Source organism: Stenotrophomonas nitritireducens, assembly GCF_001700965.1.
In the GTDB taxonomy this organism is placed as follows: Bacteria; Pseudomonadota; Gammaproteobacteria; order Xanthomonadales; family Xanthomonadaceae; genus Stenotrophomonas; species Stenotrophomonas nitritireducens_A.
The window spans coordinates 4227906-4252311 of sequence record NZ_CP016756.1; the positions used below are offsets into that span (position 1 = coordinate 4227906).

The 24406-nt window shown below is 62.3% G+C and carries 15 protein-coding genes; 5 read left to right on the top strand and 10 right to left on the bottom strand.

Annotated features, from left to right (window positions below):
• Positions 1-113: 113 nt before the first annotated feature.
• Both BCV67_RS18110 and BCV67_RS18115 read right to left on the bottom strand, forming a co-directional pair.
• The gene (locus tag BCV67_RS18110; RefSeq protein ID WP_062167768.1) at positions 114-1355 is read right to left on the bottom strand and encodes an HlyD family type I secretion periplasmic adaptor subunit; all 1242 of its coding nucleotides are present in this window, start codon (positions 1353-1355) and stop codon (positions 114-116) included.
• Positions 1355-3388 carry an ATP-binding cassette domain-containing protein gene (locus tag BCV67_RS18115; protein ID WP_082746552.1) on the bottom strand — a complete coding sequence of 678 codons (2034 nt, stop codon included), beginning with the start codon at positions 3386-3388 and terminating at the stop codon, positions 1355-1357. Before BCV67_RS18115 ends, BCV67_RS18110 begins: the two co-directional genes overlap by 1 nt.
• 652 nt (positions 3389-4040) lie before the next feature.
• Between BCV67_RS18115 and BCV67_RS18120 the strand changes: the two genes are divergently transcribed.
• Both BCV67_RS18120 and BCV67_RS18125 read left to right on the top strand, forming a co-directional pair.
• Positions 4041-8738 (top strand): Ig-like domain-containing protein, encoded by a 4698-nt coding sequence (locus BCV67_RS18120; RefSeq protein ID WP_156455813.1) that lies wholly within the window; start codon positions 4041-4043, stop codon positions 8736-8738.
• Between the two features lie 471 nt (positions 8739-9209).
• Entirely contained in the window at positions 9210-11120 is a 1911-nt protein-coding gene (locus BCV67_RS18125) for a TolC family protein (RefSeq protein ID WP_197430093.1), read from the top strand.
• 56 nt (positions 11121-11176) lie between these two features.
• Here BCV67_RS18125 and BCV67_RS18130 read toward each other — a convergent pair whose 3' ends face one another.
• The 8 genes from BCV67_RS18130 to BCV67_RS18165 form a co-directional block, all read right to left on the bottom strand.
• On the bottom strand, positions 11177-12232 hold the full coding sequence (locus tag BCV67_RS18130) for a protein-glutamate methylesterase/protein-glutamine glutaminase (protein WP_062167765.1): 1056 nt from the start codon (positions 12230-12232) through the stop codon (positions 11177-11179).
• Positions 12229-12828, bottom strand: coding sequence for a chemoreceptor glutamine deamidase CheD (gene cheD, locus BCV67_RS18135; protein WP_062167763.1), 600 nt, complete (start codon positions 12826-12828; stop codon positions 12229-12231). The genes BCV67_RS18130 and cheD overlap by 4 nt, the downstream gene beginning before the upstream one ends.
• Entirely contained in the window at positions 12825-13670 is an 846-nt protein-coding gene (locus BCV67_RS18140; RefSeq protein WP_062167761.1) for a CheR family methyltransferase, read from the bottom strand. The genes cheD and BCV67_RS18140 overlap by 4 nt, the downstream gene beginning before the upstream one ends.
• 15 nt (positions 13671-13685) lie before the next feature.
• Positions 13686-15851, bottom strand: coding sequence for a methyl-accepting chemotaxis protein (locus BCV67_RS18145; RefSeq protein ID WP_062167760.1), 2166 nt, complete (start codon positions 15849-15851; stop codon positions 13686-13688).
• Positions 15852-15959: 108 nt separating this feature from the next.
• On the bottom strand, positions 15960-18341 hold the full coding sequence (locus tag BCV67_RS18150) for a methyl-accepting chemotaxis protein (RefSeq protein WP_062167759.1): 2382 nt from the start codon (positions 18339-18341) through the stop codon (positions 15960-15962).
• 83 nt (positions 18342-18424) lie between these two features.
• A complete protein-coding gene (locus tag BCV67_RS18155) occupies positions 18425-18808 on the bottom strand; it encodes a hypothetical protein (protein ID WP_057628689.1) in 384 nt (127 codons plus the stop codon).
• A 124-nt stretch (positions 18809-18932) separates the two neighbouring features.
• Complete coding sequence (locus BCV67_RS18160; protein WP_062167758.1) at positions 18933-19424, bottom strand: chemotaxis protein CheW; 492 nt, start codon at positions 19422-19424, stop codon at positions 18933-18935.
• Between the two features lie 439 nt (positions 19425-19863).
• Complete coding sequence (locus BCV67_RS18165) at positions 19864-20607, bottom strand: flagellar brake protein (RefSeq protein ID WP_156455812.1); 744 nt, start codon at positions 20605-20607, stop codon at positions 19864-19866.
• A gap of 364 nt (positions 20608-20971) precedes the next feature.
• Here BCV67_RS18165 and BCV67_RS18170 point away from each other — a divergent pair, with 364 nt between their 5' ends.
• The 3 genes from BCV67_RS18170 (at position 20972) to BCV67_RS19805 (ending at position 24280) form a co-directional block, all read left to right on the top strand.
• A complete protein-coding gene (locus BCV67_RS18170) occupies positions 20972-21724 on the top strand; it encodes a class I SAM-dependent methyltransferase (RefSeq protein WP_062167755.1) in 753 nt (250 codons plus the stop codon).
• A gap of 111 nt (positions 21725-21835) precedes the next feature.
• A complete protein-coding gene (locus BCV67_RS19800) occupies positions 21836-22864 on the top strand; it encodes a GNAT family N-acetyltransferase (protein ID WP_084743386.1) in 1029 nt (342 codons plus the stop codon).
• A gap of 30 nt (positions 22865-22894) precedes the next feature.
• Entirely contained in the window at positions 22895-24280 is a 1386-nt protein-coding gene (locus tag BCV67_RS19805) for an FAD-binding oxidoreductase (RefSeq protein ID WP_062167752.1), read from the top strand.
• The last annotated feature ends 126 nt before the right edge of the window (positions 24281-24406 follow it).

Here is a 24406-nt window from a genome sequence, read left to right on the forward strand (position 1 = left end):
GCCCGGGCAAGCACAGCGCGGTTGGGAGGCACCGTTCTTGGCGGAAAGTACCTGGGGAGCCCCAACCGCGCTGCACTTGCCCGGGACCCGCAAGCGGGTGCCGGTATCACCCATCAACGCTCGCGGAATGCCTCGCGCGCCTTCAGTACCGGCTTGAGCAGGTATTCCAGAACGGTCTTCTCACCGGTGCGGATTTCCACCGAGGCGATCATGCCGGGAATGATCGGCAGCTCTTTGCCACCGGCTTGCAGCGCACTTTTCTCGGTCAGCACGGTCACCCGGTAATAGGTGCTGTCGGGCCGACCGGCTCCGCCTTTCTCTTCATCCTTCAACGTATCGGGGCTGATCAGCTCGACCTTGCCGTCCAAGCCGCCATAGATGCCGTAGTCGTAGGCGGTGATCTTCACCTTGGCCGGCAAGCCCGGGCGCAGGAAGGCAACATCGGACGGACGAATCTTGCCTTCCACCAACAGCTGGTCTTCCAGCGGCACGATTTCCAGAATGTGCTCGCCCGGCTGGATGACGCCGCCAACGGTATTGACGCGCACGTTCTTCACCGTGCCGCGTACCGGTGCGGTGATGGTGGTGCGTTCCACCACGTCGGCGCGGCCAACGAGGTTCTCGGTGGTCTGCGACAGTTCCATCTCCAGCTTGACCAGCTCGGAGTTGGCATCGGAACGGTAGCGATTGCGGCGTTCCACCATCTGCGAACGGATATCGTTGGCCTGGCGGCGCATGCGCAGCAGTTCCACATCGGACAGCAGGCCCTTGGCCGCCAGCGGCTGGGCAAGGTTGATTTCGCGCATGGACAGGGCGTAGCTCTGCTCCAGCGAGGCGATGCCTTCCTCCAGCGAGCGACGACGCGCATTGAACGCCCGCGTTTCGCTGGCGACTTCGTCGGTGAATTGACTTACCTGCTCATCGAATACCAGCGGTTCGCCGTACGCTTCGGCGCGCAGACGGGCAATGGTGGCTTTCAGCGAGATGGCCTTGCTGAGCGCTTCGCGGTAGCTGGCGTTGGCGCGGGTCGGGTCGATCTTCAGCAGCACCTGGCCGCTTTCGACAATGTCCCCCTCGTGTGCCGACATTTCCGCAAGGATGCCGCCCTCCAGGCTCTGGATCACCTGCTCGCGGCTTTTGGAGACGATCTTGGCTTCGCCCTTGGTGATTTCCTCCACCCGCGCAAAGTGCGCCCAGGTCACCCCGATCACCACCACCAGCAGGATCATGTAGGTGACAAGGCGCGAGCCCGGCGTGGTCTGCGCCAGCAGTGATTCGGAGACATCGTCCATGAACGCGGCATCGGCGGCGTTGATCGAGCCAGCCTGTTTGCGGTCTTTTTTCCAGGGAAACATCAGTGGGCCTCCTGCTGAGGCGTTTTGGTGTGCCGCACACGAATGGGTGCGGCTTGAATGGACGGCGCCGGTGCCTGTGCTGCAACAGTGACGGCATTCGACGTCGCAGCCGTGGCGGTAGCCGAAGTTGCAGCCGCGGCTTGCGGCCTGTCCTGCGCGGCCGCGGGCTTTTCAGCATTCTGCTTTTCAGCATTGGCGCCCAGCGCAGCCAGCACGTTGGCCTTGGGGCCGTCGGCGAACACGCGGCCGTTGTCCATCACGATCACCCGGTCGACCAGGTTGAGCAGGGAAGGGCGGTGGGTAACCACAACCAGCGTCTGGCCCTGGGTGGCGCGGTGCAGGTGCTCAAGGAACTGCGCCTCGGTCTGCGCATCCATCGCGCTGGTGGGTTCATCCATCAGCAGCAGGCGCGGGCGTGCCAGCAAGGTGCGGGCCAGCGAAATCAGCTGGCGCTGGCCGCCGGACACACCATCACCGTTCTCGCCGATGGGCAGGTTGACGCCGCGCGGGTGTGCGGCGGCAAACTGGTCAAGACCGGTCAGCCGCAATACCCGCAGGAACTCATCCACGCTGGCATCCGGGCAGCCCAGCATCACGTTCTCGCGCAACGTGCCATGGAACAGACGCGCTTCCTGGTTGACGAAACCCACGGCCTTGCGCCAATCGGCCGGGTCGATCTGGTTGACGTCCAGGCCGTCGGTGAACATCTGCCCCTCGGTGGGCGAGTAAAGGCGCGACATCACCCGCAACAGCGTGGACTTGCCGCTGCCGATGCGGCCCAGGATGGCAACACGTTCGCCGGGCGCGATGGACAGGCTGATATCGGTCAGCACCGGCGGATTGGGCTGCATCGGCGGTGCCGGATAGGAAAAGCCAATCTTCTTCAGCGACAGCTGTCCGCTCAGGTTTGGCACCGGCAGGTAGTCCTGGGCCGGGTCGCGGTCCTGCGGCATTTCCATCAGCTTGTTCAATGAGCCCAGCGCGGCCTTGGCCTGCTGGAAGCGCACCGCAAGGCCGATCACCTGGCCCAGCGGGGCAGTAGCACGGCCGGCCAGCATCACCGTGCCGATCAGTGCGCCCATGCTGAGCGTGCCGGCGGTGATCAGGTACACGCCAGTGATGACCAGCACCACCGTCTGCAGCTGTTGCAGCAAGGTGACGGTGCCGGTGGCAATGCTGGACAGGCGGCGCGACTTCATCGAGGTGGCCGATTGCAGGGCGCTGAAGTGCTGCCAGCGGCGCTGCATGTTGGCACTGCCGCCGGTGGACTTGAGCGTTTCCATGCCTTCGATGGATTCGATCAATACGCCTTGCTTGAGCGATGACTCACGCAGGTTCTCTTTCATCACGCGCGCCAGCGGCCACTGGATGCTGACCGAGATGATGACGATCAACGGCAGGATCAGCAGCGGAATCCAGCCCAATGGCCCGCCAATGGCAAAGATGACGCCGACGAACATCAGCACGAAGGGCAGATCGGAGATCGCCGCCAGCGTTGCCGACGTGGCGAAATCGCGCACCGATTCGAACTCGCGCAGCTGATTGGCGAAGGCGCCGGAGGAGGCCGGCTTGTGTTCCATCTTCACCGACAGGGCCTGCCGGAACAGCATCGCGCCCAACACCAGATCGGCTTTCTTGGCGGCAACATCCAACAGGTGGGCGCGCACGAAGCGGATGACCGTGTAGCGCAGCTGGCGCTTATTCTCCTCGTCGCGTACTTCCCTGCGTTCCAGCAGGACGGCGCCGCCCTGCTTCTTGCGCAGCAGGATCATCGGCATCACCTGCGCCGGCAGTTGGGCGAGCCCGCGCTTCACCACGCCGCCGGTCAAGCCAACATTGCTCAGCGCCTGCAGCGCGAGCGAGGGCGAAAGCGCACCGTTCCACGGCAGGCCGGCCACCAGCGCTGCCGGGGTGCGGCGCATATCGTAGTGATCACACATCCAGGACACGCTTTGCAGCAGGGTGTCTTCTATGTTGACCTGGTCTTTGGTCATCGCGGCGGCTTCGTCAGCCGGTGCAGGTGTGTCAGTCATGGCAATTCCAGATGGAGCCACCTGCTACAACAGGTGGGTTTTTATCCGGGAGTGCAAAGTACCAACTGCTCCCGACGAGGAGCGGAAGTCTGGGCTTGGCGGGCGTCGCGGCGAATAGGATTGGTCCCAAATGTGCGGCGTTTGTTCTGAATTTCCGTTCACTGCGCTTGTTTACGCCTCGCCGGGCGCAGGAACACCGTGATTCCCATTGCGGCCGCCAATGTTCTGCTTGAACGACTGGCTCTGTTATCGCCATATGGCAGGGGAACTGACCTGCTGCGGGGGAGCTGCCCGGTGCTTGGCTAAGCAGTGGAAAGACGCAGATCCAATGCTATCCGTGATCCGCGCGCCCTTTAGTGGCCTTTTCGGCTTTTAAGATCATCCCTATGTAACGCAGTGGGGAGGGGATCTATTGTTATCACAGGTGAAACTAGCTGCCATTGGTGTCGCGGGTAGTTCATCAACGGCCGAACGCTGAAGTTTTCGCGTGACGCTGCGGTAAGTTGAAACGAAGTATGAGCCTTTTCGGTTTCTCGAATGAAGCCAGGGCCTTCTGTTGTCGCATGAAACATATGGGAATTCCATTCAGATACTGGCCAGTCCGGTCGGATCGTGCAATTCCCACCAGATAAACAATAACGAGTGAAATGTAATGACTGCGATGGTGTCAGTGGTTAGCGGGGGTTCTGTGGTGCATGTCCAGCAGTTTGCGGGCATGCAGAATGGCAAGGCCATGCGCATCAGCGCGGTCAAGGGCGCGCGCTATGTGCTTGCCGAGATGCACGGTGGCGTTGCTGCGGGTGATATCAGCGTGAAGCGCGTTGGCAAGAACCTGGTGATTGAGCAGCAAAAGGCGGGTGTTGAGCCGGCGTCTGTGGTCATCGAAGAGTTCTACGGCAGCGAAGGCCAGCTGGTCGGCCTGGGTGCTGACGGCGAATATCTGGAATACCTGGCCGCTAGCGAGGGTGGCGCTACCGAGGCTTCGGCAATGACGGATGGCGCTACGGCGCAGCTCATACTGGCTGCCGGCCAGCCTGTGGTTTTGCCGAGCAGCTTCGCGCTCGCCGAAGGTGGCTCTTCGGTATTCAGCGGCGCGCTTGCCGGTGTGGCGGCGCTCGCTGCTGGTGCTGCATTGAGCAACAACAAGAGCGGTGGCAGCAAGACGCAGCCTGCGCCGGCTGCCAGTGCTTTCGTGCTGGAAGATCAGCCTGCCGACGCAGATGCAGATGAGCCGGCGCCAGCCGCTGTAGAGCCAGGCGTCTCTGCCGTAGTGCAGGATGCTGGCGACACCGCTGGCCCGGTGGCCGAAGTGCACTCCGAGGCAGGCGATGTCAGTGCGGACAATGCTGCGATCAACGACAACGCTTCGAACGCCAATACCAACGAGGATGCTGCGCCAGTAGAATCCAGCACAGCGCCGGAAGCAGAAGCAATCACCAGCCCTGACAGCGCCTCGAACGCCAATACCAACGAGAACGCTGCGCCAGCAGAATCCACCACCGCACCGGAAGCAGAAGCAATCACCAGTCCTGGTTTGGTTGACGCACCTGCGGCCGTTGTACCGTTCGCTGTTGACGACGTTCCCGTCATTGAAAAGGTGATGGACGACCATGGCGTCATTCAAGGCGTAATCGAAAACGGCGGTTACACCGACGATGTCTATCCGACGCTGATGGGGCACGCCGATCCCGGCGTGAAGGTGCACGTCTACCGTGGCAAGTACCTGCAGGGCTATACCGTCGCTGACGAAAATGGCGTGTGGTCGTATACCCCGTCATCCGCCTATGCGTCCGGCACGCACTCGATGACCGTCAAGTACGAGTATCCGAACAAGGATACCAGCGGCTACTCCGAGCCCTACATCATCACCATCGACAAGATTGCACCGGGCATTCCGAAAATCACTGGCATTCTGGACGACGAAGGTCGCATCACCGGTGCCATCACCGATCAGACCATCACGGATGACAATCGCCCGACCATTACCGGCACAGCAGAAGCCAATGCCAAGCTGATTGTCTATGACAAGGGCAAGCAGATCGGCAGCACCACCGTCGGTGCCGACGGCACCTGGAGCTTCACCCCGGATACCCCGCTGGCCGATGGCCTGCACATGCTGAGCTACTCGGCAGTGGACCGCGCCGGCAACAGCGGTGAACAGACCGACGTCACCGAGTTCACCGTCGACACGCGCCCGGAAAAGATCAATATCTATTACGCCGAAGACGACGTCGGCAGCGTGACCGATGAAGTCTTCAGCGGTGGCGTAACCGATGACAGCACGCCGACTTTATTCGGCACGGCTACTGCTGGCGGTATCGTAAAAATCTATGAAGGCAGCGTGCTGCTTGGGCAGGTCGTGGCCGATGTCGACGGCACCTGGCAGTTCACGCCGCCGACCGAGCTGAGCGAAGGTGCGCATACCTTCCATGCCACGGTGACGCTGGTTGCCAAGGGCGAGAGTGGCCCGAGCCGTCCGTTCAAGCTGGAAGTGGACCTCACCCCGCCCAGTATTCCGACCATCGAGCAGGTGCTGGATGATGTGGGTGCCGTGCAGGGTGTAATCGAAAACGGTCAACACACAGATGATGCCACGCCGACCTTGTCAGGCAAGGCCGAAGCGGGTAGCACCGTTCGTATTTACGACAACGGAAGCTTGCTGGGTACGGCGGTTACCGATGCCAAGGGCGTGTGGACCTTTACGCCTCCCGTGGGCTTGGACGAAGGTGAACACATGTTCACCATCAGTGCCGCCGACGCTGCCGGCAACGTGACCGCATCGCCGGCACAGTATGAAATCACCATCGACAGCACCCGCCCGGATGCGCCGAAAATCGTGAGCGTGCTCGACGATGTGGGTGACGTCCAGGGCCCGCTGCAGAACGGCGATAGAACCGACGACACCCAGCCAACCTTTGTGGGCACCGCCGAGGCAAACAGCACCGTGATCATCCGCGATCATGGTGTTGAGATCGGCCGTGTGCAGGCTGACGGAAATGGGCAATGGCAATATACGCCGGCCTCGGAGTTGGCCACGGGCCCGCACGGTATCAGCGTGATCTCGGTGGACGTAGCGGGCAATGCAAGCCAGCCGACCGAGTCGTTCGATTTCACAATCAGCCTGTTGCCGCCGAGCGGCCCCAGCATCACCTCCATCTACGATGACGTGGGCAGCAAAACTGGTGAGCTGCGCAGTGGCGCGATTACCGACGATGACATGCCGCGCGTCAACGGCAGGGGCGATCCTTACACCACCATCGTCCTCACCGACAACGGGCAGGAGATTGGCCGTACGCAGGTGGATGCGGCGGGATACTGGAACTTCCTCCCAACCTTCCCGTTGAGCCAGGGCGTGCACAACTTGGTGGCGACGGAAATCAATGCGCAGGGTGAAACAACCGGCACGTCCGGTACGTTCGGCTTCCGCATTGCGGTGCCGGGTCAGTTTGGTGGATTTGAGAACTTCAACGAGATAAGGCACAGTTCCGTAGCGATACACCGTGAAGATCTTGAGCTTTCTTCGGGCCTTATTTTGACCGGGACTTTTCGTGCCCAGCCCACCGAAGCGAAGGAGGGTTACTATAAATATCGCCCCGAAGACGCTTTTGGGGTATTGGAAACGCACCTTTCGGGCTCGGTCCGGATGGAACTTCCAACCGAAAGTTCGACGCTATCATTTCACCACTTAACCTCTGGAAGTGGGGGCGTTGCCACTTATTTTGACGCGAATGGCGAGGTGATTGGTCAGTCAGAGTTGTCAGTGAATAATGGGAGTGGCTACCAACGTATCTATTTTCAAGCGCCTGAAGGAAAGTACGTCGCGTCGATCGCGATAGTTGGTGGTAGTTACAGTACGATGCTTGATGCCTTGCAATGGGGAGAGCGTTACCCGAGCAATATCACGATTTCAAAGGCCGAGACGAGCGCTTTCGGTGACCGCATCATTTATGGTTCGGTGGACGACATGCCTTATCTGTTGCCGAACATGGTAATCCAGGTATCCACCGACGGCGGCAAGACCTGGACCGACGCTGCTTTTTCCGAAGGAAGCTGGGCAGTCATCCAGCACAAGATGCCGCCGGGCGATTGGACCGCCGAGGTACGCATTGCGGAACGTTCCAGTGGTCTTTCCCTCGGGCTGAGCCATTCCAAGTACGTGCAGGCGCAGAGTGTGGGCGCGCCGGTGATTGAGCGCATTCCTGATGCCGAAGGTGTTTACACCGTTGCAAAGGCGTCTGATGGCGCATTGATCGAAGTATCGTTGACGGCCACGGATGCCAAGCAAGGCGACAGGATACATGTGCGCTGGGGCACCATCAGTCACGACCAGGTGTTGTACAAAGCCGACATCGATGCGGGCCACGTCACTGTGAGGATGCCGGCAGATCAGCTGTTGGAACACGGCGCCAGCAAAGACTTTTCGGTGATTGCCAAGATCATCGGCAAGAATGGACATATCGGCGCCGCGTCGGCACCTTATGAGGTTGTGATCAATCACCTCGTGGATACGCGTGACCCGAACGTAATCACCTCCGCCAAGGAAAGCTTCTTTGGCTCGGACGCCAATGATGTGGTGACGTTGCAAATGTACGCATGGGAATACGTCTATCGTGCTGAATCGGGTATTTACGGGGGAGGAGGTATCGATACTCTCAAGCTTATCCCCCTCCAAAACAGTATTGTGCCTGCCGGTTTGCAGTTCAATTCAATGGAGATCATCGATCTGGGCCTCGCAGGGGCGCATGTTCAACTTTCCCTTTCGGATGTGTTGCGCAATAGCGGCACGGACATCTTTTATAAGGGCAACGAGAGTCGCCTGCAGATGATGGTCAAGGGGGGCGCGGGTGGCAGCGGGGTCCTCGAATTGAAGGATGTATTGCCAGGGGGATTCGAGCTTTTGCAGCATAGCTATGTGCCAGGTGGTGATCTGGGTACGTGGGAATATGGTTCCCAGGTTGTGATTGACGGCTTGACGTACACCTCGTATCGGCATAGCGCGTTGAATGTAGAAGTGCTGACCTACGCAGTTAAGGTGATCCTCACCAACAGAGCGGAGTTTGTCGACCCGACTCCGCGTGAGCGCGCAATTGAGTACTGGCAGGACGCTGACATCGGCGAGGCGGGTTCGATTGATGCGCTTGCACAATCGCCGGCAGGGTTGGACGCGGCTGCGCGCGGCGGAATCTCTTCACTGCTGCAGCCCGTCGAGCCGGAGCTTTTCGCGGCCGGCGGCAGCTTGTTGAATGCTGCCGGTGCAGGTGATCGAGGTACCGGTGGCATTACGTACCCCGCACACGGCTTCAGTACCGATCTGTTTGATCACAACCAGGTGTCGTACTTGGCGTATTAAGCGAAGTAGGCGGCTGACGATTGCGTCTGCCATCAAGCAATAAACCGACGGGGCGCTCAGACGTCCCGTCGGCGTTTGAGCATGCCGTGGGGTTGTGCGGCCAGGCAGGGCGATGTGCAGCGCTGGGCCGCAAGCTAGGGCGATGTGATCTGTGCCTCTTGTTGAATGCTGCGTTCTTGGTTGAAAAGCTGACTGTCCACACACTGTGGGCATCGGCGATCCTGCCGGCGTTGGATGACATGAGGTAGTCGGGCTATCGCACTTGCTGCGCGCGCTTATCGGACTACTCCTATGGTCGGGCAAGGCGCCGGCCACTACATTTCCACTGGTGAAACTATTTTTTGGGAAAGGATGGCGTAACTTCGTCAGCTGCTTCTTTGCCGATGAAGAAACGCTAGTGATTTCTGCGGTTTCTTACGGAAAGTCAAAAGAGGATCAACCCTGATCGATCAGGGTTGTCATGGATGGCGCTTGGACGATGCCCCGACAGCGCCGACCGCTATTGCAATCAGTGGCAATTCCGCGATGGTCAGCTTCGAATCGGCTGCAGTGACGGCGGGGGATCGGATCTATTTGAATCAAGGAACCAGCTACTTCGAGTATCGGTTGACAGCGGCTGATGTGCTTGCGGGCAAGGCGACGATTACCCCCGGATTCCAGGTCTCAGACGTGACCACGGCGGCGCTCATCGATCAGGCAGGGAACATCTCCAAGTTCCGAGCCTGCCCACAGCAGGGGACCACTGAGGATTTCTCGAATACCACCGACAAGAAGGTCTATACGACAGGCCAGACGCTCGTGCTCGATACCATGAGCGTGAAGGTACTCCAAGGCAAAACCCTCATTGCTACCTACGGCAATACGTATCCCGAGTTCGGACACGGCAAGCGGCTCTACTTCGGCTACAGCGGAACGCCGGGCGATCGGCTGGAGATTTCTTTCGACGCTGCTTCGAAAGTCTCGTTCACAACGGACTACTTGCATCGCCCCGCGACGTATGAGTTCTACGATATCTATGGGAATCATCTTGCTACCCAGGGCTTCGACGGAATTCCCCAGGGGTATGCAGTGAGCTACACGGCCAACCCGGGCGTGCTGATTGGATCGGTAGTCGCCTATACAACAGAGTGGGGCTTCCTCGACAACTTCGAGTTCTCGCGGGCGGGTATTCCGACGTTGGTCGACGATGCGCAGACAAAGTATGTGAACCAAGCCAACTTCAGCTATCAAGGCGACGCGCGCGACGAAATCTTCGTCGTCTCAGAAATCGCCGCGATCTCGACCTCAAGCGTTCATGGCAATGGCGGCATCGATACCCTTAGGCTCAACACGACAGGCAAGGTCCTGGACATGAAGGCGTTGGGTGACGGCGACTGGGTTCAAAAGGCGGTATTGGTGATTGATGGCGTGAACTACAACACCTATCAGCACTCGTCGCTGGACGTGGAAGTGCTTGTGAAGAAGGAGTTGACTGTTGCGGTGACGAATCCAAAAGCGGTGGGTACAGGAATTTCCATTGCAGGCGATACCGACATAGCCGCAACTGGGCCGGTTTTGGCGCAGGCGGGAGAGGACCTGTTTGCTCAGGATTCAGCGCTTACAAGTAGCGCGGTACCGGTGATTCCGGGTGGCATTGCGCTTCACACTCAAGGCTTGGGCGCGGATCCATTGGAGTTGCATCACGTCAACGATGTCACCTCCAACCTGATCGAGCTGTCCAAGCAGCGCATCATCGTCGTAACCAGCCAGCGCTATGTTGACCGCATGGCCGAACTGGTGAAGATGCTGGAGGGCATTGTTGCCGTCGATTCGGGCCGGGTCAGTGAGCTGACCCAGGCGCGTGCGCGCCTGCTGCAGGCCGAAGCCTCGCGCAGTCTGGCCGATTCCAAAGCACGCGATATCGAAATCAACCTGCGCAGGATGGTGGGCGAGCGTACGCTGCCAACGCTGCCGGGCTCCCAGTACTGGGAAATGCGCATGCCGGAGCTGAGTTGGCTGCTGGGTGAGTCGATACACCACCCGACGGTGCTGCAGGCCAAGGCCTCGGCACGTTCTGCGGACATGCAGGCCGATGCCGTGCGCTCGGCACTGCGCCCGCAGGTCAACTGGGTGGTGAGCAAGAACACCGGTGAAGACATTTATGGGCGTGAGTCTGCGTGGCAGACCGGGCTGACGCTGTCCTGGAGCGCGTTCCGCGGTGGTTCGGGGCGGGCTGCGGAACAGGCAGCACGGCAGCGGGCGCAGGCCGGCTGGATGGGGGCCGAACAGCAGGTGCAGGATCTTGAATACCGTATACGCGCAGCCAACCAGGATGCGCGTTCGTTGGCGGACCGTGCTGATCTATATCGCGGCCTGGCGCTGGAGCCCGAATCCGTCGTCTGAGCGTTACTGGGTGAGCTGTAGCTGTAGTCGTCACTGCAGCTGCAGCTGCAGTGTACTCAGCCGCGTGCCAGGGCGAGGATCCGTTCGGCAATCCTGTCCAGCGCGACGACTTCGTCGGCCGCGCCCAAGCGCACCGCACTGCCGGGCATGCCCCAGACCACGGAACTGGCCTCGTCCTGGGCCAGGGTAGGTGCGCCGGCCTGTTTCATCTCCAGCAGGCCGCGCGCGCCGTCTTCGCCCATGCCTGTGAGAATGGCACCGATGGCGTTGGCGCCAGCGCTGCTGGCCACCGAGCGGAACAGCACATCGACCGCAGGCTTGTGCAGATTCACCGGCGCGCTGTCATCAACCCGGCAGCGCCAACGCGCACCATCGCGTATCACCCGCAGATGGCGGCCACCCGCAGGCAGATAGGCATGGCCGGGCAGGATGGCCTCGCCGTCGCTGGCCTCGCGTACCGACATAGCCGAATGCCGGTCCAGGCGCTCGGCGAAGGCGGTGCTGAAGCTGGCCGGCAGGTGCTGGGTCATGACGATGGCCGGTGCATCGGCGGGCATGGCTTCCAGCACCACCCGCAGCGCTTCGGTGCCCCCGGCCGAGGCGCCAATGGCGATCAGGCGGTCGGTGGTGCGGAAGCCGATATGGGCCGGGCTGGCTGCCTGCGGCAGCGGGCGACGCGGCGCTGAGCCGATGGCGCGTACCCGTGAGCGGGCGGCCATCTTGACCTTGCTGCGGATCTCCTCGGCGTAGGCATCCAGGCCGCGCGCTACGTCGAACTTCGGTTTGGAAACAAAATCCACCGCGCCCAACGCCAGCGCCTGCAAGGTGGTATCGGCACCGCGCTCGGTCAGCGAGGACACCATGACAACCGGCAGCGGATGCAGGCGCATCAGGTTTTCCAGGAACGCCAGCCCGTCCATGCGCGGCATTTCCACATCCAGCGTCAGCACGTCGGGATTGAGCCGCTTGATTTTTTCCCTTGCTAACAGCGGATCGGCGGCGGTGCCGACGACCTCGATGGCCGGGTCGGCCGACAGGATTTCGGTCAATACCTGGCGTACCACCGCCGAATCGTCGACGATCAATACTCGGCAGGGTGCTTGCAGCGTCATTCGAACAGCTCCACGCCACCGCTGACCGGGGTGCGCGACAGACGGGCGCGGATGGCCGATTCGGTGGCGGCGACTTCGGCGTCGTGCGCATGCGGCAGGCGCTGCACCACGACCCGGCCGGTGATCGGAAAGAACCAGATCTTGCGCGGGTGGATGCCGCACAGGTCTTCGGCAACGATGGGAATGTGCTCGGCATGCAGGTACTGGCGCACGAACTCGGCATTGCGGGTGCCGACCGGATTGCTGGTGAAGCCCTTGAGCACGTTGGCGCCGCCAAACACCTTGGCCTCCAGGCGCTTGCGATGGGCGCCGCGCTTGAGCAGGTCGTTGATCAGCAGTTCCATCGCATAGCTGCCATAGCGCGCAGGCGCGCCGTCGCCGATGTTGCCTTCGGGCAGCAGGAAATGATTCATGCCGCCAATGCCGAGGATCGGGTCGCGGATGCAGGCCGCCACGCAGGAACCGAGGATGGTGGTCAGCGCGGTGTCGTCGTCCACTACCAGGTACTGGGTGGGCAGCAGTTTGGCAGCGATGGTCTGGAACCGCGTATCGCGGTAGCGCATTACCTCATCGGGATGCTGTTGCGGGCTTCTCATGCGCCATTCCTGCGGCTGCGACGGTACAAGGTGCGGCCGCACGGCTGGATCAGGTCAGCGGCGTGCAGGTAGTTTTCCGAGTGCCCGGTATAAAGCAGGCTGTCCTCGTCCATGTGCTGCACCAGCCGCGACAGGATGCCGCGCTGGGTGGGTTTGTCGAAATAGATCATCACGTTGCGGCAGAACAGGGCATCGAAGGGGCCGCCGACGTCATAGCGGTTGGACAATAGATTTAGCGGACGGAACTCGATCAGCGAACGCAGGGCCGGCAGCACGCGGCATTTGCCCTCATTGGGGCCGCTGCCGCGCTGGAAGTAACGCCGCTTCAGGGCCGGGTCCAGGCCGGCGATGCGATCCATCGCATAGACACCCTGGCTGGCGGTGGCCAGCACCTGGGTGTCGACATCGGTGGCGATGATGCGCACTGGCGGGGTCATGCTGGAGAACGCCTCACACGCGGTGATGGCCATGGAGTAGGGCTCTTCGCCGGTGGAGGCCGCGCACGACCACAGCTTCAGCGGAGCCCGTGGCGCACGCATCTGCAGTTCTTCGCGGAGCTTGTCGAAGTGATGGGGCTCGCGGAAGAACGAGGTGAGGTTGGTGGTCAGCGCGTTGGTGAACGCCTGCCATTCGTCACCGTCCTGGCTTTCCAGCTGATCCAGATAGTCCTTGAACGAGCGCAGCCCCAGCACCCGCAGGCGCCGCGACAGGCGGCCGTACACCATGTCGCGCTTGGCCGGCGCCAGGGCGATGCCGGCACGGGTATGGATCAATTCGCAGACGCGACGGAAGTCACGGTCGCTGAATTCGAAGTCGCGCTCGGCGCTGCTGGGGATGGACATGGTTGGCGTGTCGGTTCAGCTGGCCAGAGCCAGCGAGGCGGAATCGGCGTGTGGTGCACGTACGGGGGTTTGCTGCAGGCGGAACACCGCCACAGCCTGGTTAAGTACCAGTGCCTGGTCTTCCATCGCGCGCGCCGCGGCCATGGCTTCTTCGACCAGCGCAGCGTTCTGCTGCGTGGTTTCGTCCATCTGGATGACGGTCTGGTTGACCTGCTCGATGCCGACGGTCTGCTCCTGCGAGGCGGCGGAGATCTCGCCGATGATGCTGGTCACCCGCTGCACCGACGAGACAATCTCATCCATGGTGGTGCCGGCCTGCTGCACCAGCTGCGAGCCCTCGGTGACCTTGCTGACCGAGTCGTCGATCAAGCCCTTGATCTCCTTGGCCGCGCCGGCCGAGCGCTGCGCCAGGGTGCGCACCTCGGCGGCCACCACCGCAAAACCGCGGCCCTGCTCGCCGGCACGTGCGGCCTCGACGGCGGCATTGAGGGCGAGGATGTTGGTCTGGAACGAGATGCCGTCGATCACGCTGATGATGTCTGCAATGCGCCGCGAGGCCTGTTCGATGTGGCCCATGGTGATGATGACGTCATCCACCACCTGGCCGCCGCGGGTGGCGACACTGGCCGCACCGATCGCCAACTGGTTGGCCTGCCGCGCCGATTCGGCGTTCTGGCGCACGGTGGAGGTGAGTTCCTCCATTGATGCTGCGGTTTCTTCGAGGTTGGCGGCCTGCATCTCGGTGCGCTGGGACAGATCGGTGTTGCCGGTGGTGATTTCACCCGCCGATACATTGATGTTGTGGGCCGATTGCTGGATGCCCGCGACGATGGCGCCGAGCTGGGCCATGGTGCGGCTGGCATCGTCGCGCATCTGCGCGAACACACCCTGGAACTGCCCCTGCATGCTGACGGTGAGGTCGCCGTCCGCCAGTGCGCGCAGCAGGCCGGAGATCTGCCCCAGGTTCTGGTCGCTGTTGCGCATCATCGCGTTGAGGCTGCGCACCATGGCCTGGAAGTCATGCTCGAAGCGGGCTTCGTCACCGCGCTGGCTGAAATCACCTGCGGCCGCCGCCGTGGCCAGCTGTTTGATCTGCGTATTGATGGCGCCCAGGTTGCGCTTGATGGCGGCCATGGTGTCGGTGATGACGCGCTTCTCGCCCGGCAGGTCGGCCATGTCCTGGCTGAGGTCGCCCACCGCATAACGCTGGGCGAGGGCGATGACGTCCATCTTCACGCCGATATGGGTAGCAACCAGGGTATTGGTCTCGCTGACCATCACGCCGTACTCGCCCGGGAATGCGGCAGGGTCGATGCGATAGCTGATGAAGCCGGCATCGTGCTGCCGCGCCATCTCGTTCTGCGCCTCGATCACTGCGTGCAGCTGGTGCTGCATGTCGCGCATGCTGGACAGCAGCTGGCCGGTTTCATCCTTGCTTGGCGGTGGGATGACATTGTCCAGGCGGCCGCCGGCGATTGCCTTGGCTATGCCGGTGGCGCTGCGCAGCGGGACCACGATGCGGCTGCCGATGAGCCAGTTCAGGGCGATCACCAGCAGGATCAGCACGCCGCCAGCCAGGGTCATGACGCCGGTGAACCGCAGCGCATAGGTGAGGCTGGAGTTCAAATACGCACCGCTGGACACCACCATCTTCCAGGGCGCGAAGGCGGTGGCATAGGAAATCTGCTCGATGCTGCCCTGCGCGGCCGGGTCTTTCACCAGGTAATGCACGAAGCCGCCGCCATTGCGCGCCGCCTTGACCTGCTCTTCGTACATGCGCACGCCGTTGCTGTCGGCAAACTGCGAGAGCTGCTTGCCTACCATGCTCTTGTCGAACGGATGCATCAGCATGGTGTTGTCCTCGCCATAGACTTCAAACGAGGCACCACCGCTGTCCGAGTGCATGGTGGCCAGCACCGCCAATGCCTGCTGGCGTGCTTCGGCATCGCTCAGCTCACCGGCCTTGGCACGCGCGTGGAAGTTGGCCAGTACGGTCTTGCCCAGTTCGACGCGGTTGCTCAGCGACAGCTTGCGTGTCTCGATCAGGTCCAGGTACTGCATGCGGGCGCTGAGCACGGCCAGGGCAATGACACCGAGCGCGATCAGCACCGTCAACAGGTTCAGCTTGCGCCGCACCGATATGTTCGAGATGTAGTTGGACCAGAGCTGCTGGATATTCATGGGAACAGGGCGCAGGGCGCAATTGGCGGGGGATACTCTGGTATCGGCCGCTGTGATGGTGAATGAAGTAGGTAAAAACCCCAGCGTTAGCTGGGGTTTTTGGGTAGATCAGAATTCCTGCCAATCGGAGTCTGCTAGCTCGGCCACGGCGGTGGGGGCGTTGGCCCGGCGCCGTGGTGCAGGTGCCGGCGTACGCGCCGGCGCTGAGCGTTGCAGGGGCTCACGTTTGGCGACGCTAGTGCTGGCCACTACATCTGCCTCGTCGTCCTGATCCAGCAGAAACACCGAGACGACGCTGGCAAGCTGCGCGGCCTGTTCTTCCATCGAACGCGCCGAGGCGGTGGCTTCTTCCACCAGCGCGGCATTCTGCTGGGTGGTTTCGTCCATCTGCACGATGGTCTGGTTGACCTGTTCGATGCCGGCACTCTGCTCCTGCGAGGCAGCGGAGATTTCGGCCATGATGTCGGTCACGCGCTGCACCGAGGCGACGATTTCACCCATGGTGGTGCCGGCCTTTCGGACCAGGGCCGAGCCGTCGGCGACCTTGCCGACCGAATCGTCGATAAGGCCCTTGATCTCCTTGGCGGCACCGGCAGAACGCTGCGCCAGCGTGCGCACTTCGGAGGCGACCACGGCGAAGCCGCGGCCTTGTTCGCCGGCACGGGCGGCTTCCACCGCCGCGTTCAGGGCCAGGATGTTGGTCTGGAACGCGATGCCGTCGATGACCGAGATGATTTCGGCGATTTTGCGCGAGGACTGCTCGATCTGGGTCATGGTGGTGACAACTTGACTGACCACTTCACCGCCCTGCGAGGCGACCGAGGCCGCACCGATGGCGAGCTGGTTGGCCTGCCGTGCGGATTCGGCGTTCTGGCGCACGGTGGAGGTCAGTTCCTCCATCGAGGCGGCGGTTTCTTCCAGGTTGGCGGCCTGCTGCTCGGTACGGCGCGACAGGTCGTTGTTGCCGGCGGCAATCTCGGTGGCGGCCGAATTGATCGACACCGACGAATGCTTGATGCGGCCGACGATGCCGGTCAGCTGCTCGGCCGTGGCGTTGGCGTCGTCGCGCATGGTGGCGAACACGCCCTGGTAATCGCCGTGCATGCGTACGGTCAGGTCGCCACGCGAAAGTGCCGACAGCAGTGCCGAGATCTGTTCCAGGCTGCTGGCATTGGCGTCAAGCAGGCCGTTGATCTGGCTGGCCAGCTGCAGGAAGAAGCCATCCTTGTCAGCCGTTCCGATACGACCACTGAGATCGCCGGCGGCGGCAGCCTCGATGATGCGCGCCACTTCCTTCTCGACCTGCGCTTCGGTGCTGCGGTCACGCCATTCGACCACGTGGCCGACCGGCTGGTTGTTGTCGTCGCGGATGACCGAAATGGTCTGTGCGAACTCGGCCTCGCCAAAGCGCATCTCGCGCTTGAACACGCCGGTTTTCTCCAGCGCTTCCATCACCTTGCCGTCTACTTCGCCACGGTGCTCCAGCACGGTGACCGGCTGGCCGATCAACGGCTTGCTGGCGTCGAAGTCGGTCAGGGTGCTGCTGAATTGCTGCTGGTGCTCGCTGAGCTTGTCGAGCAGGGCGCGGTTGGCGTAGACGATTTCCAGATCGTTGTTGGTCAGGAACACGCCGGTTGACGAATAGTCCAGCGCGGTGCGGATGCGCAGGTTCTCGTTGGCGATCACGGTTTCGCGCTCGATGCGTTCACGCAGATCGCGCTGCATGCGCTGCATGGCGCGCAGCAGGTCGCCCACTTCGTCGGCGCGGGAAACATCGATGGAACCATCCAGCTTGCCGCTTGCCACTTCGTTGGCGACATCCACCGCGCCGCGCATGGCCGCAACCAGCGAGCGGGCGAACAGCCATACCAGCACCAGCCCGGCAGCACCGCCCAAAAGCACGGCGATGATGCCGACCAGGGCCGAGCTGCGGTAGGTTTCAGCAGCCTGCTTGGCCGCTGCCTGGGCGCGGAGATTGTCGTTGGCAGCCATTGCCTGCAGGGCGGAATAGGCCTTGCGGTGCAGGTCGCGGGTTTCGCCGACGAAGGTGTCGATGGCGTCATCCGGCAGGTCCAGAGCCAGCATCTCGCTCACCGCATCGTAGGAGGCTGCGGTCTTGCTCCAGTCGGCTACGAAGGTGTCGAACAGCTTCTTCTGTTCCGGGTTGTCGATCAGCTTGGGATAGGCGGCGATGGCGGTGTCGATCTGCATGCGCAGTTCGGTCGCGCGCGCCTTGGCATCGGCTTTGACGTCGTCGCTGGCGCGTATCAGGCTCTGGTAGGACGCATTGCGATACTCGCTGACCATGCCGCTCAACTCACCGTTGGTGCGGAGGCTGGGCATGCGCTTTTCTGCAAGGTCGGTGGTGGCGTTGTTCAGTGAGTGCAGGCCGCGGTACGCGACGATGCCCTGCAACAACATGACGAACAGCACGACGCCGAAGGTAAGCATCAGCTTCGGCTTCAGTTTCAGCGAGTTGATCCACTGCATCTTGCGCGATCTCCGGGAACAGGCCCTGCCATGTCACTGGCGCGGGAAGTCACGCCGACAATGCCGGCGTGACAAAAGGCGGATTACTTGATGTTGGCCAGCTTCAGGTTGGCCGGCGAGGCGACTTCGATCTCGGCGCGCGAGGCATCGCGCTGGATCTTGCCGATCACGCAGACGGTCTTGCCTTCCAGCGTTTCCAGCGGGAATCCGAACTTGCTGCGGTTGCTGCCCGCGATGCGCGCGGAGAAGGTGTGGCGCGGGAACATGCCACCCATGTGCAGGAAGGTCGGCTGGCCCTCGGAGCCTTCCGCATAGCGTGCCTTTTCAACCTTGCCGCAGACCATGCCGTCCTTGCCGGCGAAGCGGGCGGCGCTTTCCGGTGGAATCATCTCGGCATCGGCGGCAGCGTCGAAGGCGACGGTGGCCAATACGGTGGCAGCAAACAGCGGAAGCAGGTGCTTGTACATCGGAAACTCCGGGATGAGGAAGTAGGGCCGGTCGGGGAGGACGGGCATGCAAGGGCTATCGGCCCCGATTTGTCGTGCTTGAATTGCATGCGCGAAACTGTGACCAGTTCCGCAGATGCACGTGTCAGGCGGCTTCTTCGGCGGTGCTTGGCTGGCCGAGATCGGCGGTGTCAAGCAGGGTTTCGATATCCAGCAGGATCAACATGCGGTCGTCCTGGGTGCCGATGCCGGAGATGAAGCGGGTATCGACGGCGGCACCGAATTCCGGTGTCGGGCGGATCTGATCGGCATTGAGCGGGATCACATCCGAAACGCTGTCCACCACGATGCCGACCACGCGGTCTTCGACATTGAGCACGATCATCACGGTGAAGGCGTCATAGCGGGCCTCGTCCAGGCGCAGCTTCAGGCGCAGGTCGATGACCGGCACGATGGTGCCGCGCAGGTTGATCACGCCCTTGATGTAGTCCGGTGCATCCGGCACCCGGGTAACCGCGTCATAGCCGCGGATTTCCTGGACCTTGAGGATGTCCACGCCGTAGTGCTCGTTGCCGAGGGTGAAGCTGAGGTATTCGCCGCCGGTGCTGTCCGGGGCGGTGCTGCGGGAGTCATTCATGGCGGATCCTGGTCCTGGCGGGCTGCCGATGTGATGCGGCTGATGCACCGGTATCGGCGTTGGCGGCCGGGACTTTAGGTGCCAGGGCAGGAATCTCGACGGTGGCACGGGAAGACGGCCAGTGTTGCCATGCGTTGGGCCCGTGGTGCGCCGTTCTGTCTTGGGTCCCGACGCTCATCTACTCTGCCAGCCGGTAGCGCTAGCCGGCAGCCGGAATACCGTGTGTATCTGCGCTTGCGGGCGGGGTTTTGCCAGCCAGTGTTTCCCCGTTGCTGGGAGCTGAGGTTCACGCCCTGCCGGTTGGAGATGCAGACCAGATTCGCGTTACGGAGCGATTTCCACTCTCGTAGGGGCGCTGGCCCCGGGCGGCCGCAACAAGGCCAGATCCGGTTATGCAGCCTCTCACCCTCGATGCAGTTGCCGGAGCGGGGCGTGCGGCTCAGTCGCCGTTGCTGCGCGCTTTGCGCAGGCGGTCAATCCTGAAGATATAGCGCTGGATGATGTTGTCGGCGCCGCGCGGCAGGTCGTCAAAACGCAGGCCGATGCGGGTCATCTCGGCACCGTTGGGCTGCTTCTGCTGGCGCAGGTTGCAGACCACCAGCGGAGTTTTCACCGAACCGCCTTCCGGGATTTCGAGTACGCAACCGTTGTACCGACTCTGCAGCTTGAGCAGGTTCTGCTCCGGCGGCAGCAGCAGGGCAATACCACCAGCGCTGATGTCCAGCACCCGCCAGCGGCTGGGCTCGCCGCCGTCCGGATCAGGCAGCACGCAGTAGGGCGAGTCGCCCACCGGCGTTTCCAGCCGATAGAACTCGCGCCGCTGCAGGTGGTACACCTCCTCCGGCAATGGCACCTCGAACGCGACGTGGTCGCCACGCTCGACGCGGCGCGGGCCGTGCAGCTGGAAGCGCACCATCACCTTGTCCACCTGGCCGAAGCAGAGCAGGGTGCTGGCTGTTTCCACGGCGCGGTTGATCGAAGGCACCGGGCTGGCATCCAGCATCAGGCCTTGCATGTCCACTTCCAGCACCGCCGAGGGGAAGGACTGATCGCGGCCGTCCGGATGGACGTTGACCATCGAACGCTGATCGATCATGCCCTGCAGCAGGTGCCGTACCTGGTGCGGATTGCGCACCATGTAGCGGTCGTCGGCATACAGCTTGCCGGCGTGGGGCGAGGGCATGGGTGCAGGCGATTCGTGGTCGGGCATGGACACGGTATGGGTTGGCCGAGGAGCAATGTGGCCGTGCTGAAGGCGCCACAAACTGTGATAACGGCCGCCTTTTTAACATCTTTAGGCGGCCTGTTACGACCCTGCAGGCCAATACGGAAGATCCGCGCGCCGCGGACCCGGAAAGCGCCAGCGATGACCGCTCATGGGGTGGATTTTCGGGTGCAGACGCGTGACCAGCGGTGAGACAGAGGCGTAAATTTTTTTCAAACGGCGGTAAATAGTTAGAAACAGTGATGATCACCACGGTTTAACATGTTCCTATTCGTGAGCATCTGCAACTTCCGGGCAGTACCCTCACAGCAAGGGAACAGCAATGAGCAGGGAAGCCGCAGATCAATTTGATCAGTTGGGCGCTCTCTACGAGGACATGGCGACGTGGCCATTCCGCAAGTACATCGAAACGCCGAGCGTATTTGCCGCGCTGGGGTCGCTTGATGGGCTGGACGTTCTGGAGTACGGCTGCGGCAGCGGCTATTACTCGCGCCTGTTGAAGCGCGCGGGCGCACGCACGGTGGTGGGTTACGACCTTGCCGAGGGAATGCTCGACTATGCACGCCGCTGCGCGCAGCGCGACGGGCTGGATATCGACTTCCGCAGTGCGCTGGATGAAACCTGTCGCGGAAACTTCGATCTGGTGCTGGCTGTCTACGTATTGCCTTATGCCACCACAGCGCCCGAACTGGAGCAGATGACCGCCGAGATGATGGCGCCGCTGCGGCCCGGCGGGCGGCTGGTGGCGCTGCCGATCCATCCGCGTTATGAACCCGATCCGGACTATTACGCCGGCTGCGGTTTCACCTTGACGCCGGACGACAGCGCCGCTCCTTACCAGGAGGGCGGGCGTCTGCGCTTGGACCTGCGTTATCGCCAGTACGATGCCAGCGTGCATGCCTGGTACTGGTCGCAGCAGGCGATCGAAGCGGGGCTGCGCAAGGCCGGTGCCGCGTCGATCCAGTGGTCCAATCCCAGCCTTGTTGCCGGCCACGATCTGGCCGGGGTGCCTCCGGCATTGCAGGCGTATGTCGATAAGCCGCACGCGGCGATCGTCGAGTGTCGCAAGCGCTGACAGCGGTGGCCGGAAGTAGCTTTTACCGGCAGGGCGTGCGCTTTCACTGAACCATCTCTTCGCTGCCCCGATGCCCATATCGGGGTATTGGGCGATCCCGAGGACTGGCCAATGTCCATTGAAGTGGAAATCCTGCATTCCATCGAAGCGGTGGATGAGGCCGAATACCGTGCGTTTCATCAGGCAAGCGGTGCCTCGTTCTTCTACGACTGGCGCTTCCTCTGCGCTGCTGAACGTTCGCCATTGTTGGCCATCCAGGGGGCGTTCTACCTGCTGGCGCGCGATGGTGGGCAGCTGGTGGGCTTCGTGCCTGCCTATCTGCAGTCGGTGCGGACGGTGGACCCATTCGGCTTGTTGGCGCGCACCGCAGGGATTGAAAGCGACCGTGCGCAATGCGCGCTTTTCAGCCACGTCATGCACTGCTTTGACAGTGAGGTGGTGACGCTGGGGGAGGCGGCGGCTGTCGTCGAGCAGGCATTGGTGGCCGCCTTGAAAGCGCAGGCGACAAAACTGGATGTGCACTACGTCGGGGTGCTGAATGTAGCCGATGCCCAGGCGCGGCTGCGGCTGGCGGAGCAGGGCCTGGTGGTGCGCTATCTGGTGGACCGCTATTACATGGACATGACGCGGTTTGGCGATTTTGCCGCAGTGGTCAAGGCGCTGCCCAAGGACGGCCGCTACGAAATGACCCGGCAGCTGCGCAAGTTCGCTGCCGGTGCCGGTGTGATCAACATGCACAGCCCGCCGTTCGATGACCGTCTGGAACAGCTGACCGAGTTGTGCCAGCAGACCACGGCCCGCAACGGCACCCCGCAGTACTTTCCGGCGCAGACACTGGCACGCTTTGTACGCACCTGTGATGGACTGATACGGCTGGTGCTGGTGGAAGACCAGGGCAGGGTGGTGGGCGGCCTCATCTGCTTTCTGGATGGCAGCTTGATGTGCATCTGGTCAGCCGGCATGCGCTACGACCTCACCGACTACAGCCCCTACACGGTCAGTTTCGCCTACGCCTACGAATGGGCCTTGGGCGCCGGCATCCGCACCATCGAAGCGGGCCGCTTGAATGCGCGCATCAAGACCCGCCTGGGCTTGCAGCCGTTGCCACTGTATTCGGCGACCAGTGCCGTTGCCGCCTGATCCTCCTCTCGAACGATCCTGGAAACCGCCATGGAACCGCAGCACGCAAAGACCCTGCCGGACGACTACCGTGCGTTCTCGCAGACATTGGAAGGCAAGGTCAGGTCGCGCCATCACGCCGAGTACGCCAGCTGGTATTACAGCACCGCATGGAACCGGCGCCATTTCGAGCGCTACCCGGAATACATCGTGCGTGCCGCCTCGGTCGACGATATGATCAAGAGCGTCAATTTCGCCCGCCGGCATGGACTGGGCATTGCGGTGAAGGGTTCCGGGCACAGCTATGCCGGGAGCTTTCTGCAGCAGGGCGGGCTGCTGCTGGATCTGGCCGCGCTCAACACGATGGAAATTCACCCGGACCAGGACGCGGTGACGGTTGGGCCGGGCGTCACCAGCGCGCAGCTGTCGCAGGCCCTGGCAGACCAGGGTCGGGCATTTCCGACCGGTCACGGTGCAAACGTGGGGATCTCCGGCTTTCTGCTCGGCGGCGGCTTGGGCATCAACTGCGACGCCTGGGGTGGCATGAGTACCTTCAACATCCGTGCGTTGGATGTGGTTACCGCCGACGGCCAGTTGCTGCACGTCAGCGAGACGGAAAACGCCGAGCTGCTGTGGGCGGCACGCGGCGGTGGCCCTTGCCTGTTCTTTGTGGTGGTGCGGTTCCATCTCAGGACCTGGCCGGCCGTATCGGCGATGCGGGCACGCAGTTACGGCGTGGATGCCGCAAACATCAGGCCGCTGTTGATGGCGCTGTGCGCGCGCCGGGACGACCATCGTGTCCAGATCATGCTCGCCGTAGGCGGCGCTGCCGGTCTGCCTGCCGGCCTGAGCGTGAACGTGTTCTGTGACGATGCGGCCCAGACAGCGGCGCTGCACGAGACCCTGTGCAGCGACATCGCATCATGGGTCGGTGCGTTCACCGAGCAGGCCCTGGATGGCTTCGAGCCGATTTACCGGCAGACAGAACAGGCCATGGTCAGCAAGCGCTACCGGGCCGACAACATCATGACCGATGCAGCCGGCAAGGCCGCCGAGCTGCTGCTGGCCGGCATGCAGGCGCGGCCATCGCCGGCCACCTTCAGCCTGCTGATACTGCGGCCAAATCATGAGCATGACGACGCGGCCTTCTCGGTCCATGGACGGCTTTCGGTGTCGACCTACGCACAATGGGATGACGAGGCTGCGGACGAGGCGAACCAGCAGTGGCTGCGTGGCGTATATGACCAACTGGCACCGCTGGCTAACGGCAGCTATATCAACGAATTCGATCTTGAGAGCCGTTCCAATGAGGTTGCCACCTGCTATTCGGCCGACGCCTGGCGGCGCCTGCAGAAATTGCGGCAACGTTATGACGCGCACGGTGTGTTCCCGGGGGTCGCAAGCTTGGCCGCGGACGCAAGTGAGCGCACTGCCTGAGCGCAGCGGCGAACCGGTGCGCTGCGGCAATCTGGTGTGGCCTTTCTTTAGGGAGGTTGCGCGCGAGCTGCCAGGCTTGATGACGCGCTCAACCGGGTGTCGCCAGCCTGCAATGCGCGAACGCGG